This window comes from Klebsiella sp. HMSC16A12 (assembly GCF_001808265.1).
Lineage (GTDB): Bacteria > Pseudomonadota > Gammaproteobacteria > Enterobacterales > Enterobacteriaceae > Klebsiella > Klebsiella pneumoniae.
The window spans coordinates 1-18,282 of record NZ_KV792562.1 but is presented as its reverse complement, the minus strand read 5'-3'; the positions used below and the strand labels follow the sequence as shown (position 1 = coordinate 18,282).

The 18,282-nt window shown below is 57.8% G+C and carries 20 protein-coding genes; 10 read left to right on the top strand and 10 right to left on the bottom strand.

Going from position 1 to position 18,282, the window contains the following annotated elements; translation table 11 throughout:
- Positions 1-155: 155 nt before the first annotated feature.
- Together HMPREF3140_RS07455 and yajD are read left to right on the top strand one after the other, a co-directional pair.
- On the top strand, positions 156-1,409 hold the full coding sequence (locus tag HMPREF3140_RS07455; RefSeq protein ID WP_002901255.1) for a chitinase ChiD: 1,254 nt from the start codon (positions 156-158) through the stop codon (positions 1,407-1,409).
- A gap of 160 nt (positions 1,410-1,569) precedes the next feature.
- A complete protein-coding gene (gene yajD, locus HMPREF3140_RS07450) occupies positions 1,570-1,914 on the top strand; it encodes an HNH nuclease YajD (RefSeq protein ID WP_002901254.1) in 345 nt (114 codons plus the stop codon).
- 94 nt (positions 1,915-2,008) lie between these two features.
- Here yajD and HMPREF3140_RS07445 read toward each other — a convergent pair whose 3' ends face one another.
- Complete coding sequence (locus tag HMPREF3140_RS07445; RefSeq protein WP_002901249.1) at positions 2,009-2,287, bottom strand: YeaC family protein; 279 nt, start codon at positions 2,285-2,287, stop codon at positions 2,009-2,011.
- 43 nt (positions 2,288-2,330) lie between these two features.
- Complete coding sequence (msrB, locus tag HMPREF3140_RS07440; protein ID WP_002901246.1) at positions 2,331-2,744, bottom strand: peptide-methionine (R)-S-oxide reductase MsrB; 414 nt, start codon at positions 2,742-2,744, stop codon at positions 2,331-2,333.
- Between the two features lie 338 nt (positions 2,745-3,082).
- Between msrB and gapA the strand changes: the two genes are divergently transcribed.
- Together gapA and HMPREF3140_RS07430 are read left to right on the top strand one after the other, a co-directional pair.
- A complete protein-coding gene (gene gapA, locus HMPREF3140_RS07435) occupies positions 3,083-4,078 on the top strand; it encodes a glyceraldehyde-3-phosphate dehydrogenase (protein WP_002901243.1) in 996 nt (331 codons plus the stop codon).
- Positions 4,079-4,152: 74 nt separating this feature from the next.
- Entirely contained in the window at positions 4,153-5,037 is an 885-nt protein-coding gene (locus HMPREF3140_RS07430; RefSeq protein WP_002901240.1) for a D-hexose-6-phosphate mutarotase, read from the top strand.
- A gap of 56 nt (positions 5,038-5,093) precedes the next feature.
- On the opposite strand, the gene HMPREF3140_RS07425 is transcribed toward HMPREF3140_RS07430, so the two are convergent.
- Both HMPREF3140_RS07425 and HMPREF3140_RS07420 read right to left on the bottom strand, forming a co-directional pair.
- Positions 5,094-5,948 carry an aldo/keto reductase gene (locus tag HMPREF3140_RS07425; RefSeq protein WP_004176538.1) on the bottom strand — a complete coding sequence of 285 codons (855 nt, stop codon included), beginning with the start codon at positions 5,946-5,948 and terminating at the stop codon, positions 5,094-5,096.
- Between the two features lie 91 nt (positions 5,949-6,039).
- Positions 6,040-6,786, bottom strand: a complete 747-nt coding sequence (locus tag HMPREF3140_RS07420; RefSeq protein ID WP_002901236.1) for a MipA/OmpV family protein — start codon at positions 6,784-6,786, stop codon at positions 6,040-6,042.
- A gap of 416 nt (positions 6,787-7,202) precedes the next feature.
- Between HMPREF3140_RS07420 and yeaG the strand changes: the two genes are divergently transcribed.
- Positions 7,203-9,137 (top strand): protein kinase YeaG, encoded by a 1,935-nt coding sequence (gene yeaG, locus HMPREF3140_RS07415; protein ID WP_002901234.1) that lies wholly within the window; start codon positions 7,203-7,205, stop codon positions 9,135-9,137.
- Positions 9,138-9,222: 85 nt separating this feature from the next.
- Positions 9,223-10,506 carry a YeaH/YhbH family protein gene (locus tag HMPREF3140_RS07410; protein ID WP_004152363.1) on the top strand — a complete coding sequence of 428 codons (1,284 nt, stop codon included), beginning with the start codon at positions 9,223-9,225 and terminating at the stop codon, positions 10,504-10,506.
- Between the two features lie 45 nt (positions 10,507-10,551).
- Here the strand turns inward: HMPREF3140_RS07410 and HMPREF3140_RS07405 are convergent, their stop codons facing one another.
- Positions 10,552-11,115 carry a hypothetical protein gene (locus HMPREF3140_RS07405; RefSeq protein WP_016946409.1) on the bottom strand — a complete coding sequence of 188 codons (564 nt, stop codon included), beginning with the start codon at positions 11,113-11,115 and terminating at the stop codon, positions 10,552-10,554.
- Between the two features lie 158 nt (positions 11,116-11,273).
- Between HMPREF3140_RS07405 and HMPREF3140_RS07400 the strand changes: the two genes are divergently transcribed.
- Positions 11,274-11,756: a glutathione peroxidase gene (locus HMPREF3140_RS07400; RefSeq protein ID WP_002901230.1), complete on the top strand. Its 483-nt coding sequence runs from the start codon at positions 11,274-11,276 to the stop codon at positions 11,754-11,756.
- Between the two features lie 121 nt (positions 11,757-11,877).
- Here the strand turns inward: HMPREF3140_RS07400 and HMPREF3140_RS07395 are convergent, their stop codons facing one another.
- The gene (locus HMPREF3140_RS07395) at positions 11,878-12,189 is read right to left on the bottom strand and encodes a hypothetical protein (RefSeq protein ID WP_004140435.1); all 312 of its coding nucleotides are present in this window, start codon (positions 12,187-12,189) and stop codon (positions 11,878-11,880) included.
- 67 nt (positions 12,190-12,256) lie between these two features.
- Between HMPREF3140_RS07395 and HMPREF3140_RS28675 the strand changes: the two genes are divergently transcribed.
- Positions 12,257-12,376 carry a hypothetical protein gene (locus HMPREF3140_RS28675; RefSeq protein ID WP_004220356.1) on the top strand — a complete coding sequence of 40 codons (120 nt, stop codon included), beginning with the start codon at positions 12,257-12,259 and terminating at the stop codon, positions 12,374-12,376.
- Positions 12,377-12,446: 70 nt separating this feature from the next.
- Here the strand turns inward: HMPREF3140_RS28675 and HMPREF3140_RS07385 are convergent, their stop codons facing one another.
- Positions 12,447-13,328, bottom strand: a complete 882-nt coding sequence (locus HMPREF3140_RS07385; RefSeq protein WP_004179386.1) for a LysR family transcriptional regulator — start codon at positions 13,326-13,328, stop codon at positions 12,447-12,449.
- Positions 13,329-13,503: 175 nt separating this feature from the next.
- Here HMPREF3140_RS07385 and HMPREF3140_RS07380 point away from each other — a divergent pair, with 175 nt between their 5' ends.
- Positions 13,504-14,721, top strand: a complete 1,218-nt coding sequence (locus HMPREF3140_RS07380; protein WP_023279892.1) for an MFS transporter — start codon at positions 13,504-13,506, stop codon at positions 14,719-14,721.
- Here HMPREF3140_RS07380 and HMPREF3140_RS07375 read toward each other — a convergent pair.
- Complete coding sequence (locus HMPREF3140_RS07375; protein ID WP_023279891.1) at positions 14,718-15,467, bottom strand: SDR family oxidoreductase; 750 nt, start codon at positions 15,465-15,467, stop codon at positions 14,718-14,720. The two genes, HMPREF3140_RS07380 and HMPREF3140_RS07375, sit on opposite strands and share 4 nt — an antisense overlap.
- 166 nt (positions 15,468-15,633) lie before the next feature.
- On the opposite strand from HMPREF3140_RS07375, the gene HMPREF3140_RS07370 reads away from it, so the two are divergent.
- Positions 15,634-16,539: a LysR family transcriptional regulator gene (locus HMPREF3140_RS07370; protein ID WP_004140447.1), complete on the top strand. Its 906-nt coding sequence runs from the start codon at positions 15,634-15,636 to the stop codon at positions 16,537-16,539.
- 6 nt (positions 16,540-16,545) lie between these two features.
- Here the strand turns inward: HMPREF3140_RS07370 and HMPREF3140_RS07365 are convergent, their stop codons facing one another.
- Together HMPREF3140_RS07365 and HMPREF3140_RS07360 are read right to left on the bottom strand one after the other, a co-directional pair.
- Positions 16,546-17,811 (bottom strand): Y-family DNA polymerase, encoded by a 1,266-nt coding sequence (locus HMPREF3140_RS07365; RefSeq protein ID WP_004183665.1) that lies wholly within the window; start codon positions 17,809-17,811, stop codon positions 16,546-16,548.
- 2 nt (positions 17,812-17,813) lie between these two features.
- Positions 17,814-18,233, bottom strand: coding sequence for a translesion error-prone DNA polymerase V autoproteolytic subunit (locus HMPREF3140_RS07360; RefSeq protein ID WP_002901192.1), 420 nt, complete (start codon positions 18,231-18,233; stop codon positions 17,814-17,816).
- Positions 18,234-18,282 lie beyond the last annotated feature (49 nt).

The window sequence follows — 18,282 nt, the reverse complement described above, 5'->3', positions numbered from 1 at the left end:
GCCCTCGCGCCGGGTCTTCTTCTGCCGCCTCGCTATCGTCCATAAATTGAACTCTCTCGCAGTTTCAACAGGTTATTGCTGCTAGTCTGGCAAGGCTGTTTTTTCGCCACGCCATTTCCGTGGCGTGGTTATTTTTATGTCAAAGAGGAACCACTATGAAACGTTTGCCCTTGCTGGCAGCTTTGCCCTTGCTTTGCGCTTCCGCGCTCTCTGCCCAACCGCTGATGTCCGTCGGCTATTTTAACGGCGGCGGCGACGTCACCGCCGGGCCGGGCGGTGATATCGATAAGCTGGACGTCCGGCAGATCACCCATCTCAACTACTCGTTTGGCCTTATCTATAACGATGAAAAAGACGAGACCAATGCGGCCCTGAAGGATCCTGCTCATCTGCACGAGATCTGGCTGTCGCCGAAGGTGCAGGCGGATCTGCAAAAGCTCCCCGCCCTGCGTAAACAGAATCCGGACCTCAAAGTCCTGCTGTCGGTCGGCGGCTGGGGCGCGCGTGGTTTCTCCGGCGCGGCGGCGACCGCAGAAAGTCGCGCCGTCTTTATTCGTTCCGCGCAGAAAATCATCCAGCAATATGGTCTGGACGGCATTGACCTCGACTGGGAGTTTCCGGTCAACGGCGCCTGGGGACTGGTGGCCAGCCAGCCGGCTGACCGCGACAACTTCACTGCCCTGCTGAAATCGCTGCGTGAGGCAGTCGGTGAGCAAAAGCTGGTGACTATCGCCGTGGGCGCCAATGCCGAGAGCCCGAAAAGCTGGGTGGACGTCAAAGCGGTGGCCCCGGTGCTGAACTACATCAACCTGATGACCTACGACATGGCCTACGGCACGCAGTACTTCAACTCGAATCTGTATGACTCCAGCCACTGGCCGACGGTCGCCGCAGCGGATAAATACAGCGCCGATTTTGTGGTCAACAATTACCTGGCCGCCGGGCTTAAACCCAGCCAGATGAACCTCGGGATTGGTTTTTATGGCCGGGTACCGAAACGGGCGGTCGAGCCGGGGATTGACTGGACGAAAGCGGATGCGCAAAACAATCCGGTCACCCAGCCCTATTTTGGGCCACAACAGATCGCGCTGTTTGCCTCGCTGGGCTATGACCTGAGCAAAGACACCTATGTGAAATACAATGATATCGTGGGCAAACTGCTCAACGATCCGCAAAAGCGTTTTACCGAGCACTGGGACGATGAGGCGAAGGTTCCGTGGCTGTCGGTGCAGTCCGCGGAGGGCAAGCCGCTGTTCGCCCTCTCCTATGAGAACCCGCGCTCGGTAGCCATTAAGGCGGATTATATCAAGGCGAAGGGCCTCGCCGGGGCCATGTTCTGGGAATATGGCGCCGATGACCAGAATCAGCTGGCCCGTCAGCTGGCGGAATCGCTGGGGATCAAACACTAATCATGGCTGTTCCGCCGCATCGTCGGCACCGGGAGGCGTGACGCAGGCAGCATCGCCTGCAATGCAGGTATATCGCGCCGCCCGGGATAGGTTATGATGCCTGTTATCCGCTGCGCCAGGGGTTGGCGCAGCTTAACCGTTTGACAGGAGGCAGGGGGCCATGGCCTATATCCCCAAAAATTACGCACGTCTGGAAGTGGGTTACCGCGAAAAGGCGCTCAAGCTTTTTCCCTGGGTGTGCGGACGCTGCTCACGGGAGTTTGTCTACTCCAATCTGCGCGAGCTGACGGTGCACCACATCGATCACGACCACTCCAATAACCCGGAAGATGGCAGCAACTGGGAGATGTTGTGCCTGTACTGTCACGATCACGAACATTCCAAGTACACCGAAGCCGATCAGTATGGCTCCACGGTGGTGGCAGGGGAAGATGCGCAAAAGAGCGTCGGCGAGGCCACCTACAACCCGTTTGCCGATCTGAAAGCGATGATGAACAAAAAGTAAGCGAAGCGGCTGACCGCCGGACGCGGTCATTCGACATGACGCCATCCGGCGCGCGGTTACCCGACGCCGGAACGTCTCACCGCCGGCCGGCGGTTTATTGCAGTTTAACGGTGGCGATCGGCTTCGGCACGATGCCAAAATCCTCTTTCAGCTGCTGTTTGCTCTTCATTACCATCTGCCCGCTGGTGTCGATGGTCATGTGCTGGGCGTCGGTGTTATACCGTGCCTGCCAGAGCATCACCAGCTGCAGGCTATTTTCCTTCTGCTCCGGCGTCAGCGCGACGCCATCCGGCCATTTTCCCAGCTCTACCGCCGTCGCCAGACGCTGATACACTTCCGGCGTCATACTGTCGATAATTTGCTCAATATCCATCTTCCGCTCACCTCCGCCTGGAATAATTTGCTGAATCGTTTCTTCAACCCTTGATTTGCTCGCCATTTTGCTCATCGGTGAAGCTCAGCGATGCCGAGTTGACACAATAGCGCTCGCCGGTCGGCTGCGGACCATCCGGAAACACGTGGCCGAGATGAGCATCACAGTTTCCGCAACGGATCTCAATGCGCTGCATGCCGTGCGAATTGTCGGTCAGATAGCGAATGGCCTCCGCGCTTACCGGCTCGTAGAAGCTCGGCCAGCCGCAGCCGGAGTCGTATTTAGTCTGGGAGTTAAACAGCGGCGCATCGCACACCAGGCAGTGGTACACGCCATTTTTCTTGTTGTGCAACAGCCGTCCGGTGAAAGGCGGTTCGGTGCCATGATGCTGCGTCACGTAAAACTGCATTTCGCTCAAGCCATTTTTCAGCTCTTCCGGGGTGGGTTTATTCGCCATGGGCTTACATCTCGCTTTGCAATGGACTACTTTCGCTCCAATTCTAACAAAACATTAACAATGAAGCGTACACTTTTGTTCTAAACTTATCCGGTGCCCACAGGCAGCCAGATAATTGTGACTTAAATCACATTTTTATCTTAAATGCCCTTTAAAATTCCGCGCGCAGCCCCCATATGGAATTGGGCTCAAAGGGAAAGTGAGGCAAATCAATCGCGCAAAGGTCTGCTCAGGATTGATTTGTCGCAATGATTGACACGATTCCGCTTGACGCTGCGTAAGGTTTTTGTAATTTTACAGGCAACCTTTTATTCACTAACAAATAGCTGGTGGAATATATGACTATCAAAGTAGGTATCAACGGTTTTGGCCGTATCGGTCGCATTGTTTTCCGTGCTGCTCAGAAACGTTCTGACATCGAGATCGTTGCAATCAACGACCTGTTAGACGCAGAGTACATGGCTTACATGCTGAAGTATGACTCCACTCACGGTCGTTTCGACGGTACCGTTGAAGTGAAAGACGGTCATCTGGTCGTTAACGGTAAAAAAATCCGTGTTACCGCTGAACGTGACCCGGCTAACCTGAAGTGGGACGAAGTTGGTGTTGACGTTGTTGCTGAAGCAACCGGTATCTTCCTGACCGACGAAACCGCTCGTAAACACATCACCGCTGGCGCGAAAAAAGTCGTTCTGACTGGCCCGTCCAAAGACAACACTCCGATGTTCGTTCGCGGCGCTAACTTCGACGCTTACGCTGGCCAGGACATCGTTTCCAACGCTTCCTGCACCACCAACTGCCTGGCGCCGCTGGCTAAAGTTATCAACGACAACTTCGGTATCGTTGAAGGCCTGATGACCACCGTCCACGCTACCACCGCTACTCAGAAAACCGTTGATGGCCCGTCTCACAAAGACTGGCGCGGCGGCCGCGGCGCAGCTCAGAACATCATCCCGTCCTCTACCGGCGCTGCTAAAGCAGTAGGTAAAGTACTGCCAGAACTGAACGGCAAACTGACCGGTATGGCGTTCCGCGTTCCGACTCCGAACGTATCTGTTGTTGACCTGACCGTTCGTCTGGAAAAAGCGGCGTCCTACGAAGAAATCAAGAAAGCCATCAAAGCCGCTTCTGAAGGCGCTATGAAAGGCGTTCTGGGTTACACCGAAGACGACGTTGTTTCTACCGACTTCAACGGCGAAGTTTGCACTTCCGTGTTCGATGCTAAAGCGGGTATCGCACTGAACGACAACTTCGTGAAACTGGTTTCCTGGTACGACAACGAAACCGGCTACTCCAACAAAGTTCTGGATCTGATTGCCCACATCTCCAAATAAGTTGAGATGAAAAAGTAATCTGTAAGAGCGACTTCGGTCGCTCTTTTTTTTGTCTGCAGAGATAGGATTGCACAATGATAAATAAAATTTTTGCTCTCCCGGTGAATGAAACCATTTCTCCCGTGATCTCCCGTCGCCAGCTGGACGACCTGGAGCTGATTGTCATCGACCATCCGCAGGTGAAAGCCTCTGTGGCGCTGCAGGGGGCGCACCTGCTCTCCTGGAAACCCGCCGGTGAAGAAGAAGTTCTGTGGCTGAGCAACAACACCCCGTTTAAACAGGGCGTCGCCCTGCGCGGCGGCGTGCCGATTTGCTGGCCCTGGTTTGGTCCTTCTGCGCAGCAAGGTCTGCCGTCGCACGGCTTTGCCCGCAATCTGCCATGGACCCTGGAAGGTCATGACGAAGACGACAGCGGCGTAATGTTGACCTTTGCGCTCCAGCACAGCGCTGAAACCATGAAGCTCTGGCCGCACGAGTTCACCCTCTATGCCCGCTTTAAGCTGGGTAAGACCTGTGAAATCGAGCTGGAAGCCCACGGTGAATTCGAGACCACCTCTGCCCTGCACAGCTATTTCAACGTCGGCGATATCGCGGCGGTGAAGGTGAGCGGTCTTGGCGAGCGCTATATCGATAAAGTGAACAATGCCGAAGAAGGCGTTCTGAGCAACGGCGTGCAGACCTTCCCGGACCGCACCGATCGCGTCTATCTCAACGCCGACAGCTGCAGCGTGATCCATGACGACGCGCTAAACCGCACTATCGACGTGGTGCATCATCATCAGCACAATGTGGTGGCCTGGAACCCGGGCCCGGCGCTGTCCGTCAGCATGGGCGATATGCCGGACGATGGCTACAAAACCTTCGTTTGCGTCGAAACCTGCTGCGTAACCCAGCCGCAGAAAGCCAGCGAAGAGACGCCCTCTCGCCTGGCGCAAACCATCAGCGTGAAAAAACGCTAATAGCAAAAGCCCCGTTGGTAACGGGGCTTTTGTTTTTCTTTGCCGTGAACGATGGGTTAAACCATATCCAGCCGGGTTTTTCGCTGCGGCGGCGGATAGAGGCGGTCCAGCTGCGCGAGCTCTTCCCCACTAAGGACGATGTCGAGCGCTGCGGCATTCTGCACCACATGCTCAATACTGGCCGCTTTCGGGATCGCCAGCACTCCCGGATGACGAATCACCCAGGCGAGCAGCAGTTGCGCTACCGTAATCCCCCGCGCGTTAGCCATATTAATGATATCGCTATGCTGAAAAAGTCCATCGCGTAAGCGCCCCGCCTGCGCCAGCGGGCAGTAGGCCATCACCGGCAGACTGTGCTGCTGGCACCAGGGCAGGAGATCGTATTCAATGCCCCGCGATGCGAGATGGTAGAGCACCTGGTTGGTTGCACAGTGCTCGCCATCCGCCGTCCGCCACAGCGCCTGCATATCCTCGGTGTCCAGATTAGAGACGCCCCAGCGGCGGATCTTGCCCTCGGCCACCAGCTTCTCCATCGCCTCAACCGTCTCCTGCAGCGGGATATCCCCGCGCCAGTGCAGGAGATACATGTCCAGATAGTCGGTCTGCAGCCGGCGCAGGCTGTTTTCACAGGCGCGGTGCATCGCCGCTTTGCCGGCATGCCAGGGATAGACTTTGGAGACCAGCACTACCCGGTCGCGCAGACCGCGGATCGCCTGGCCCACCACTTCCTCCGCCCCGCCGTCGGCGTACATTTCCGCCGTATCGATCACCGTCAGTCCATGGTCGATGCCCGCCCGCAGTGCAGCCACTTCCTGCTGACGCTGCGCCGCATGTTCGCCCATATACCAGGTGCCCAGCCCGATGGCCGGCACTGCCGCCTGCTCGCCGAAGCGTACTGTTTTTTTCACCATCTTCTCCTCCTTAACCGTATGCACCACCATAAAGCAAAACAGGGCGCAAGGCCCTGTTTTGATGCATGAAGCGCACTGTAAGAATGCACAATCAGAAGGTGTAGGTGATCCCGGTGGAGATCAGACCGCTCCAGGATTTATCCACCATCGGACTGTCGGTAATTTCATCCGACAGACGCGTGTAGCGCGCCACGCCGTAAACGCTCCAGTCACCAAGGAAGCGATAGTTAGCCGACAGTTCCAGATACGGGTTCCAGCTACTGTCCGGGTCATAGCTGCGCATGCCGCTGCGGCGCGACTCGTGCCGGGAGACACCATAGTAGTATTCGTTCTGATTGTCGCTGTTCCACTCCACGCCAATACCCGGCGTCAGCGTCAGGTTACCGTTGGTGTAACGGTACAGCCAGGCGAGATCCCAGTTAATACCGTTGCTGTTATCCAGCGTATCGCCGGCAATCGTCGTGCGCAGGAAGCCATAGGGCGTGTTGTGGACATAAGAAAGACCGGCCATCACGGTCGATTTACGTTTATCCAGTCGACGCATCTGCTCGCTGTCGCTGTCGCCCGGCTTGAAGTACATTGGCGACCAGTAGGCCGTAATCGACAGTTTATCGTTGGTGTCATTCCACAGGTAGTAACCCCCGCCCAGACCGTGGAACCAGAAGTTTTCGCTCTCATAACTAATGACCGGCACCGGATAGACATCCGCATCATATTGCTTATACGGATGCTCAACGACCCCTACGCCAGCCCCAAGAGTGAACTTCCCGTCGGCATGCGCCGCGCTGGCGGACGTCGCTATCAGCACGCCGAGTGCCAGAAGTTTGATTTTAGTCACAATCCATATTCCCGTTGTCAAATAATCAGCCCGTGCAGTGTACCGTCGTAGGTCTCATGCCTCAAATTCTTTACCCGATATGACACAAATCGTTCACTTTGCCACCCTTCTCTTACCATCCGGTGACAGCCCGATGACAACTTTGCGTCCCAACGAATCAAAAAGCGCCATGTTCAGGATGAGTTATTGATATGTCATTGAAATTGATTTTCTGCGCCATGCAAGATTTCTAAATGCATCTACGCTTAAATTTAGAAGGTGTAATTGCCGGGCACATTCACGCTACCCCACCCGCAACCTGGCATAAGGGTTGCTGGATACCAGGAGAGCGATGTTCAGCTTATGTCTTCCGGGGGCCCCCACTATTCATATGAACGGCTCTCAACCTGTGCTAAAAAACGAAAGGACGGCATGCCATGAATATATTCGATCACTATCGCCAGCGCTACGAAGCTGCCAAGGACGAAGAGTTCACACTGCAGGAGTTTCTTACCATCTGCCGGCAAGATCGCAGTGCCTATGCCAATGCGGCAGAACGTCTGTTGATGGCCATTGGTGAACCCGTCATGGTTGATACGGCTCTCGAGCCGCGGCTATCCCGTCTCTTTTCAAACCGGGTTATCGCACGCTATCCGGCATTTGAAGAGTTTTACGGTATGGAAGACGCCATTGAGCAGATCGTTTCCTACCTCAAGCATGCCGCCCAGGGGCTGGAAGAGAAGAAACAGATCCTCTATCTGCTGGGGCCGGTGGGCGGTGGTAAATCGTCGCTGGCTGAACGGCTGAAAGCGCTGATGCAGCGCGTGCCCATCTATGTGCTGAGCGCCAACGGCGAACGCAGTCCGGTCAACGATCACCCGCTGTGCCTGTTCAATCCGCAGGAAGATGCGCAGATCCTCCAGAAAGAGTATGGCATCCCGACCCGCTATCTCGGCACCATTATGTCGCCGTGGGCGGCCAAGCGCCTGCACGAGTTTGGCGGCGATATCACTAAATTCCGCGTGGTTAAAGTCTGGCCATCGATTCTCGAGCAGGTTGCCATCGCCAAAACCGAACCGGGTGATGAAAACAACCAGGATATTTCAGCGCTGGTCGGTAAGGTGGATATCCGTAAGCTGGAACACTATGCGCAGAACGACCCGGACGCCTACGGCTACTCCGGTGCGCTGTGCCGCGCCAACCAGGGGATTATGGAGTTCGTCGAGATGTTTAAAGCGCCGATTAAGGTGCTGCATCCGCTGCTGACCGCCACCCAGGAAGGTAACTATAACGGCACCGAAGGGATCTCCGCCCTGCCGTTTAACGGGATCATCCTTGCTCACTCCAACGAATCGGAATGGGTGACCTTCCGTAATAACAAGAACAATGAGGCCTTCCTCGACCGCGTCTATATCGTCAAGGTGCCTTATTGCCTGCGTATCTCCGAAGAGATCCGCATCTATGAAAAACTGCTCAACAACAGTGAGCTGACCCATGCGCCATGCGCCCCGGGCACCCTGGAAACGCTGGCGCGCTTTTCGATTCTGTCGCGCCTGAAAGAGCCGGAAAACTCGAGCATCTACTCGAAGATGCGGGTCTATGACGGCGAAAGTCTGAAAGATACCGACCCGAAAGCGAAGTCCTATCAGGAGTATCGCGATTACGCCGGGGTTGATGAAGGGATGAACGGGCTCTCCACCCGCTTTGCCTTTAAGATCCTGTCTCGGGTATTTAACTTCGACCACGTCGAGGTGGCCGCTAACCCGGTGCATCTGTTCTATGTGCTGGAGCAGCAGATTGAGCGCGAACAGTTCCCACAGGAGCAGGCCGAGCGCTATCTGGAATTCCTCAAAGGCTATCTAATCCCGAAATACGCCGAGTTTATCGGCAAAGAGATCCAGACCGCTTATCTGGAATCCTACTCCGAGTATGGGCAGAACATTTTCGATCGCTATGTCACCTACGCTGACTTCTGGATCCAGGATCAGGAATACCGCGATCCGGACACCGGGCAGCTGTTTGACCGTGAATCGTTGAATGCCGAGCTGGAGAAAATTGAGAAGCCAGCCGGGATTAGCAACCCGAAAGACTTCCGTAACGAAATCGTCAACTTTGTGCTGCGCGCCAGAGCCAACAACAGCGGACGTAATCCGAACTGGACCAGCTATGAGAAACTGCGCACGGTTATTGAGAAGAAAATGTTCTCCAATACCGAAGAGCTGTTGCCGGTCATTTCGTTTAATGCCAAAACCTCAACCGATGAGCAGAAAAAACACGACGACTTTGTCGACCGCATGATGGAGAAAGGCTACACCCGCAAACAGGTTCGCCTGCTGTGCGAGTGGTACCTGCGGGTTCGTAAATCGTCCTGATGCGTCCAACCCGGCGGCACGCCGCCGGGTCAACTGCAGCTGAATGATGATAAGTAAAGTTGGCTAATGCAGTACAGGAGGGCATATGACCTGGTTCATAGACCGACGCCTGAACGGGAAAAACAAAAGCGCCGTCAACCGCCAGCGCTTTTTGCGCCGTTATAAGGCGCAGATTAAACAGTCGATCTCCGAGGCCATCAACAAGCGCTCGGTGACCGATATTGAGAGCGGAGAATCCGTCTCGATCCCGACGGACGATATCAACGAGCCGATGTTTCATCAGGGTCGCGGCGGCCTGCGCAACCGCGTCCACCCGGGCAACGACCATTTTGTGCAAAACGACCGCATTGAGCGCCCGCAAGGCGGTGGCGGCGGCGGCGGTAGCGGTCAGGGGCAAGCCAGCGCCGATGGTGAAGGAAAGGATGAGTTTGTCTTCCAGATCTCGAAAGATGAATACCTGGATCTGTTATTTGAAGATCTGGCCCTGCCGAACCTGAAGAAAAACCAGCACCGGCAGCTGAACGAGTTTAAAACCCATCGCGCGGGTTTTACCTCCAATGGGGTGCCAGCCAACATCAGCGTGGTACGTTCACTGCAGAACTCGCTGGCCCGCCGTACGGCGATGACCGCCGGCAAGCGTCGTGAACTGCGCGCCCTGGAGGAGGATCTGGAAGCCATCAGCCGCAGCGAACCGGTGCAGCTGCTGGAGGAGGAGCGCCTGCGCAAAGAGATTGCCGAACTGCGGGCTAAAATAGAGCGAGTGCCGTTTATCGACACCTTTGATTTACGCTACAAAAATTACGAAAAACGGCCGGAGCCTTCCAGCCAGGCGGTGATGTTCTGTCTGATGGACGTCTCAGGCTCGATGGACCAGGCCACCAAAGACATGGCCAAGCGCTTTTATATCCTGCTGTATCTGTTCCTCAGCCGGACTTATAAAAACGTCGACGTGGTCTATATCCGCCACCATACCCAGGCAAAAGAGGTGGATGAGCACGAATTCTTCTATTCTCAGGAAACCGGCGGCACCATTGTCTCCAGCGCCCTGAAGCTGATGGATGAAGTAGTGCAGGCCCGCTATGATCCGGCGCAGTGGAACATCTACGCCGCCCAGGCGTCGGATGGCGACAACTGGGCCGATGACTCCCCGCTGTGCCACGAACTGCTGGCGAAGAAAATTCTGCCGGTGGTGCGTTATTACAGCTATATCGAAATTACCCGCCGGGCGCATCAGACCCTGTGGCGCGAGTATGAACACCTGCAGGCGACTTTTGATAATTTCGCCATGCAGCATATTCGCGACCAGGAGGATATCTACCCGGTATTCCGCGAACTGTTTCACAAGCAGTCATCTAAAAGTGAAGCTTAATTAAATACTCAGCCAGTGAGTCGAGTGACTTGCTGGCTGTTTTCCTCAGACACAAGGCCCGGTGGCACATCCATACATCATGTAAAACGGAAACAACGGGGCCAGGGCAACGGCGCCAAGCGAGCTAATCGTTTTGGTCTTATCATTGATTGATACCACAACGGGGTGCGCTAACTGGTAGGCGGCGGCCAGATCTGACGCGTCCGATGCAGTCCAAAATCCTGTCGCTTTAAACAACACCCCGAGGCGATCGTTATCAATTTGCACCGCATGATACTGATTCACCAGCTCGCTATGCTGCCCGGCATCCAGTTTGCGCTGATCCATCACCACCAGATATTCCGCCGTCACCTCATGTTGTACCACGACAAAGTTAACCCGCACGCCGGAAGCCTGTTGGTGAAAGCGTTCATAAAAGGTCTTATAACGCTGATATTCCTGAGGCACACCGTCACGGACAAAGCGGTAACTGTATTTCGCTGAGCTGGCGACAATACCGGACTTTGTGGGTTTCATCGCCACAATGGTATCCCGAGGCGGCAAGTTTGGCGTGCTGGTACATCCTGCGAGTATCGCCACCACCACCAGCGATAAGACATATTTCATCATTTTCAGCCGTTCCTGTTCGCGATTTTCTCTATGACATCTGGCGTTTTTTTAACACTCCAGGTACAAATCCCTAACCCTGTGTATCATAACTGCCTAATCTGCTTCAAACATTCGCGCGATCGTCAGCGTTGAACTGTTTCTACTCTCAGGAGCCTGCTATGACCCCTTTTTATCAATTGACGGCTACCCGCCTGCGCGGCCAGCCCCTCTCCATGGCTGACTATGCTGGCAAGGTGGTTCTGGTGGTGAATACGGCCAGCCATTGTGGCTTCACACCGCAATACGCTGGCCTGGAAGCGCTCTACAAAAAGTACGCGGCTCAGGGGCTGGTAGTGCTTGGTTTCCCGTGCAACCAGTTTGGTAAGCAGGAACCCGGCGGTGCGGATGAAATCGAGCAGACTTGTCACGTTAACTACGGCGTGAGCTTCCCGATGTTTGAGAAAGTGGACGTCAACGGCCCCGCCGCACACCCGCTGTTTCGTTATCTGAAACAAGCGTTGCCCGGCGTGCTCGGCGGACGGATCAAGTGGAATTTCACCAAGTTCCTCATCGGTCGCGACGGCACACCCCTCACGCGTTTTGCGCCGTTCACGACGCCGGAGAAAATGGAAGCCTCCATTGTCGCGGCCCTCACGCGCTGAGTGTTCCCGTCATGCCACGTTCACCCAGCGGCGGCTGGCTGTCCATACAAGGTAGACGTCGCTCTCACGCAGCCAGCAACCGCCTGCTGCTGGCCAATCTTCCACCTGCCCGGTCATCAGCCTACAGCGGCGACACGGCCTCGACTTCATGCTGAAACACATAGGGGTCGGAGAGGAGTTCGAATGCTTCGTCGTCCGGATAGGTGACCGCGACGTGATAGTCTTCGCCAGCGAAGGCTTTGACCGCCGCGAGATCCTGCCAGTAGGTGGCAAGAAAGAAATGCGCCCATTCGCCCTGGTTTTCCTGGCGCACCAGCGCCCCCCGGTTGCCGGCGATGCTCTGAGCGTGTTCCACGCCGGTCCGCTCGAGGTGGCGGGCAAACCCCTCAGCATGTTGCAATGGCACACAGCCGTGCCAGGTCCTGACAATCATTTGCGTTCTCCTGTGGTGATAAACGTCTCACCCTAACATCGACAGGCATTTCTGTGGGAGCGCAACAATGCCGCGCTGGCAACAACACAAAATTATTTTGCCGGACGGGGATATCCTCTCACTCTGCAGTATTTCCGACTGCGGGGCAGCATTGGGCCGAATATTGCGCGGCGAGTATCACTGTTAGCTGGCGCGGAAAAAATCGTGGCTCGTCAGCCTCGGGCAGTCTTATCGATACACGCCCAAGCCGCGCCCCTTCAGGGCATCGCCAGCCGATCTTGATGGTCCGCAAAGAGAGCGATGAGATGGTCGGCGAGAACCCGCACGCGTCTGGATCCGGCCAGGTCAGAATGCATCACCAGCCAGAGGGTCTGATCCGCGCCGATCTCCGGCTGCAGGCACTGCAGGCCGCTGGCCCGCGCCATAAAGTGCGGCAGGACGCCCAATCCGAGTCCCGCGGATACTGCGGAAACCTGGGCCACGAGCGTATTGGCTTCGACTTTACACGGCCGGCCGCGCAGGGTGCGCGTGATCCATTGGGCGGCCGGCAGGTGCTGGTGAGTTTCCGGCCAACCCACAAAGTCCGCCTCGCTCAGCGACAGGCCGTCCGCGCCGACCAGACAGTCGGCGGCGCCATAGACGCCAAACCCCACCGTCCCCAGCCGCTTTAACGTCAGATGCCCGGCCTCAGGCTTGACCATGCGGATCGCCAGATCGGCATCCCGACGGTGCAGGTTCACCGGCTGCACACCGCTCAGCACCTCCACCCGCAGCTCGGGATAATGGTCCAGGAGCCCTTTCAGGGAGGGCAGAATAAAATGCGTGGCCAGGTTATCCGAGGTGGCCAGGCGAACAACCCCGGCGACATGCCCCTGCAGTTGCGCCGCTTCGCCGAACGCCAGGCCAGCGTATTCCAGCGCCTCCGCCCGCGCGAGCAGGGCTTCGCCATCGTCGGTCAGGCGGTAGCCGCTCTGATGGCGGCTGAAGAGCGGAACGTTCAACGCCTGCTCCAGCCGATCCAGCCGGCGGGAGACCGTGGCAATCCCCATGTTCATCTTGTCGGCGGCGCCGCTCAGCGTTCCCGCCCGGGCGATGGCGAGGAATATGCGAGCATCATCCCAGTGGAATTCTGCGGTCATCTATTTTCCATGTATGGAAAACGGCTCTCCGTTTTCCGCTCTTTTTTATCAGTTTCGCAGGGATGATACTGCACGCCATTCGCGGAGACAACCAGGCCATCCGATCGCCTGCTCTCTCCTCACCTGAACGTCCGTGCACCGCACGGAACGCTCCTTTCCTAAGGATACGCCTGATATGAAAGAGATTGCTTTACCCCTCCACCCGGCACCGGCGCGCGTCTGGATTGCCGTCGTTGCGCTCGGGATCTGCGCCTTTTCGATCGTCACCAGCGAACTGGCGCCGGTGGGCATGCTCAGCGCCCTGGCGGCGGATTTTCACCAGACGGAATCCGGCGTGGGCCTCGCCGTCACCGCCTATGGCTGGGTAGGCGCCCTGGCGGCTCTGCTTTCCGGCGCAATGCCGACGCGTATTTCCCGCAAGGCGCTGCTGGTCGGGCTGATGCTGATCCTCGCGTTTTCCTGCCTCGCCGCAACCCGGTCTTATTCGATGTTCGCCCTGATGAGCGCCCGCATGATTGGCGCCCTGGCGCATGGCGCCTTCTGGGCCTTAATTGGCATTGTCGCCGCGCAGCTGGTGCCGCCGCACCGGCTGGGGCTGGCCACGGCGATCATTTTTGGCGGCGTGTCAGCGGCAAGCGTAGTGGGGGTGCCGCTGGCGAGCTTTATCGCCACCCTGGCGGGCTGGCGACTCGCGTTTATGTCGATGGCCTTGCTGTCACTAGCCGCCGCTGCGGTGCTGTGCTCGACGCTGCCCCCGCTGGCCGCCCCTGCCCCCGTCAGGCTGCGTGTTTATCGCGATATCTTCCGCAATCCGCTGCTCGGTGGCCTGTATGGCGCCACGGCCTGCATCATTACCGCTCACTTTGCCGCCTTCACCTACATTGAACCGCTGCTGATAAATCTGCAGGGAGTCCCGGCGACCGCCCTCTCCGGCCTGCTGCTGCTGTCAGGGGTTTCCGGGCTGCTGGGTAACGTTATCGCGGGTAAGCTTATCGATCGTCATCTGAAGGGGCTGATTTTCGCTGCGCTGCTGCTGAGCGGGGGCGCGCTGGCGCTCCTTGGCGCCGCCCGTCTTGCGCCACTGCCGTTCTGTTTTAGCGGGCTACTGTTAGCCCTGTGGGGCGCCGGCATCGCGATTGTGTTCGTCGGCTTACAGACCTGGCTGCTGCGCAGCGCGGGCGCGGTCGCCCAGCCGGCGTCAGCCATTTATGTGGCCATTTTTAATGCCGCCATCGGCACCGGGGCGTTTGTCGGCGGCCAGCTGATCGCCTCAGCTGGCCTGTCGGGAATGGTGTGGCTGGCGGCGGGGATCATGGTGGGCAGTACGCTGCTGATCGCCCTGCTGAAAGCGCCTCTGCCCGGTCAGGTCAGTGCGGCGACGGCAGGCGCTTAGATTTGCGCCAGCCCGCCGTCGACATAGATCTCCGCGGCGTTAATAAAGCTCGACTCATCCGACGCTAAAAATACCACCGTCCGGCCAATCTCCTCCGGCTCGCCCAGCCGCCCGAGCGGTACACCGGCCGCCAGAGCATCGAACAAGCCCTGGCGGTCCGCCTCCGCCACCAGCCCTCCCAGACCCGGGGTACGTACCGGACCCGGGCTGACCACATTGATGCGGATCCCGCGGTCGCTAACCTCCAGCGCCCAGGAGCGCGCCAGGCTGCGTACCGCGGCCTTACTGGCGCTATAGATGCTGAAGTTAGCCGTCCCTTTTACCGCCGCCGTAGAGCCGGTCAAAATCACCGAGGCGCCATCGGTGAGCAGCGGCAGCGCTTTTTGCACGGTGAACACCACCCCGCGCACGTTGGTGGCGAAAATTCGGTCGACGTGCGCTTCGGTGATGGCGCTCAGCGGCAGCATGTCTCCGCCGCCGGCATTGGCGAACAGCACATCCAGCCGGCCGGACTCTTCGGCAATGGTCGCAAATACCGTGTCAAGGTCGCTTAACACGGCGGCGTCGGCGCGGATCCCGCGGGCGGCGGGTCCGATGAATCTTACCGCCGCATCCAGCTCCTCCTGACGGCGGCCGGTGATGTACACCTTCGCGCCCTGCTCCGCCAGTGCTTTCGCCGACGCCAGGCCAATCCCGGCGCTGCCGCCGGTGACTAACGCCACTTTATCCGCAAGTTTTTTGCTCATGGTGCATTTCCTTGGTTAGAGTATAAACAGGCCAGGCTCGCGAACGCGCCCCGCCGGGTATGGAAAGCACTGTAATCGTCCCGGCGAGGCGGAAAAATGGCCTAATCTGAAAAACACTCTTCCCCTCGGTGGATAATGACCTCCAGTAACCAGGATAAAGCGAATAATGGACCGGTTTTCAGCTCTCAAAGCCTTCACTCGCGTTGTCGAAGCCGGCAGCTTTACCCGCGCCGCGGACTCGCTGAATATGCCCAACGCCACCCTCAGCAAAACCATTCAGCAACTGGAAGCGCATCTTGGGGTTTCCCTCCTGCAGCGCACCACGCGGCGTATTACCGTGACGCCGGAAGGACGGGAGTACTATGAAAAAGCCCGCTGTCTGCTGGAAGACCTGGAAGAGATCGACGCGTCTTTCAATACCGCCCGCAATAAGCCGAAGGGCCATCTACGGATCGCCATCGGCGGGTCGACCGCGTGCGATGTGCTGATCCCGCTGCTGGCGGACTTTATGACCTCCTGGCCGGATATCCGTATCGATTTGCAGGTGGCCGATAAGCCCGCGGACCTCATCAGCGGCAATATTGACTGCGCCATCCGCGGCGGTCCGATGGAAGACTCGACGCTGATCGCCCGTAAAATCGGCGAGGCGACGCTGGTCACCTGCGCCACCCCGGGCTATCTTCAGCGCTACGGCACCCCCGCCTCGCCGGATGAACTACATCATGGCCACCGGCTCATCAGCTATCTGTCGCCGGCCAGCGGCAGAGCGTTTCCGTTTCGCTTTACGCGTCACGGCGTCAGTACCGAGCTGAAGACAGAGCCCCATCTCGGCATCAATGAGAGCAACGCGCATATTGCCGCCGGCGAGGCGGGCTTAGGCATTGTGCAGACCTTTACCTATTCGCTGAAACCGGCGCTGGCGAGCGGCGAACTGGTGGAGATCCTCAGCGCCTGGCGCCCGGCCCCCTATCCTTTTCACGTTGTCTATGCCCGGCACCGGCACGTCCCGCCCCGGCTCCGCGTCTTTATTGACTGGCTGGCGGCGGTTTTTCCGGCCGCGGTGCAGGGATAGCGCGCGTTATCTGACGCGGAGCAGGTCGCCGTATCGCGTGGTGTAGCGCGGCGAGAGCATCTCCCGCTTCATCTGCCACTGCTGCTGGATCCCCTGGCCGGCAAAATAGAGCGCCCCCCTGCCGTTTTTCGCATTCAGCTGATCGAGAACCTGCATCAGTCTGGCGCTGTTGTGCCGCGGAGCAAGCTCGTCGAACAGATTCAGCTGGGCGACGCCCTGGCTGTAGAAATCGCCGAGCATCACGCCGGCCTTCTGATAGCGATGCCCCGCTTTCCAGATGGCATCCAGACAGCTCGTCGCCGCGGCGATAATATCTCGGGAGTCCTGGGTCGGCGTCAGCAGCTTTAGCGAGGCGCTGTTGCCGTAATAGGGTTCATTCAGCGCGAAGGGGCTGGTTTTGACAAAGGCGGAGACGAACCGGCAGTACTGATGCTCACCGCGCAGCTTTTCTGCTGCCCGCGCGGCATAGCTGCAGATCGCCTGGCGCATATCCTCATAGGCCGTAATCCGATCCCCGAACGAGCGGCTGCAGATAATTTCCTGCTTAGCGGGGGCAAACTCCTCCAGCGCCAGGCAAGGCTCGCCGCGCAGCTCCCGTACCGTTCGTTCGAGCACCACCGTGAAGTGCTTGCGGATAAAGCGGATATCGCTCTCCGCCAGCTGGAGTACCGTGCCGATCCCCATCGCTTCAAGCTTTTTGCCGATCCGCCGCCCGATGCCCCAGACCTCGCTCACCGGCAGCAGCGCCATCAGCTTTCGCTGCCGCTGCGGGCAGGACAAGTCCACTACCCCGCCCGTCTGCCGCGGCCACTGCTTCGCCGCGTGGTTGGCCAGCTTCGCCAGGGTTTTGGTCGGGGCGATGCCAACGCCCAGCGTCAGATGGGTACGCTGCAGCACCGTGGCGCGGATTTCGCGGCCAAAATCGGTCAGATCTCTGCAATGACGCACACCGCTGACATCGCAAAAGGCCTCATCGATACTGTAAATTTCGCAGCGCGGGGTGAGCTCTTCCAGGGTGGCCATGACCCGGCTGGACATGTCGGCATACAGCTCATAATTACTGCTAAACGCCACGACGCCGTGGCGAAGAAACGCAGCCTTCTGCTTAAAGTAGGGTTCGCCCATTTTCACAAACGGCTTCGCCTCCGCCGAGCGGGCGATCACGCAGCCGTCGTTGTTCGACAGCACCACCACCGGCCGCCCCTTCAGGTCTGGCCGGAAGGCGGTCTGACAGCTGGCATAGAAGGCGTTCACATCACAATGCGCGAACATGATCAGCCCGCCGCCTTGATGATGTAGGTTACGACGCCGAAAATATCGAGCGTCTCCTCGCGGCCGACCACGATGGGCGAATAGGCCGGGTTCATCGGGTTAAGCTGCACCCGCGGCAGAAGCTGCAGCTTCTTTACCGTAAACTCGCCGCCGACGGCGGCAATCACGATATCGCCATGCTCCGCTTTACGCGCGCTGTCCACCACCAGCAAATCGCCTTCGTCAATGCCGGCATCGATCATGCTGTCGCCAGCGGCTTTGACAAAATAGGTCGCGCTGGGATGCTGCACCAGCAGCTCGTTGAGGTCGATTCGCTTCTCAACATAGTCCTGAGCCGGGCTGGGAAAGCCGCACTGCACCAGGTCGGCAAAAAAGGGAAAGGAGACAATCTGACGTAGCTCAACCGGCGTGTAAACGTTCATTTTTCAACCCACCACACAATGTCGCGGTAGGGATACCCGTTACCGGATA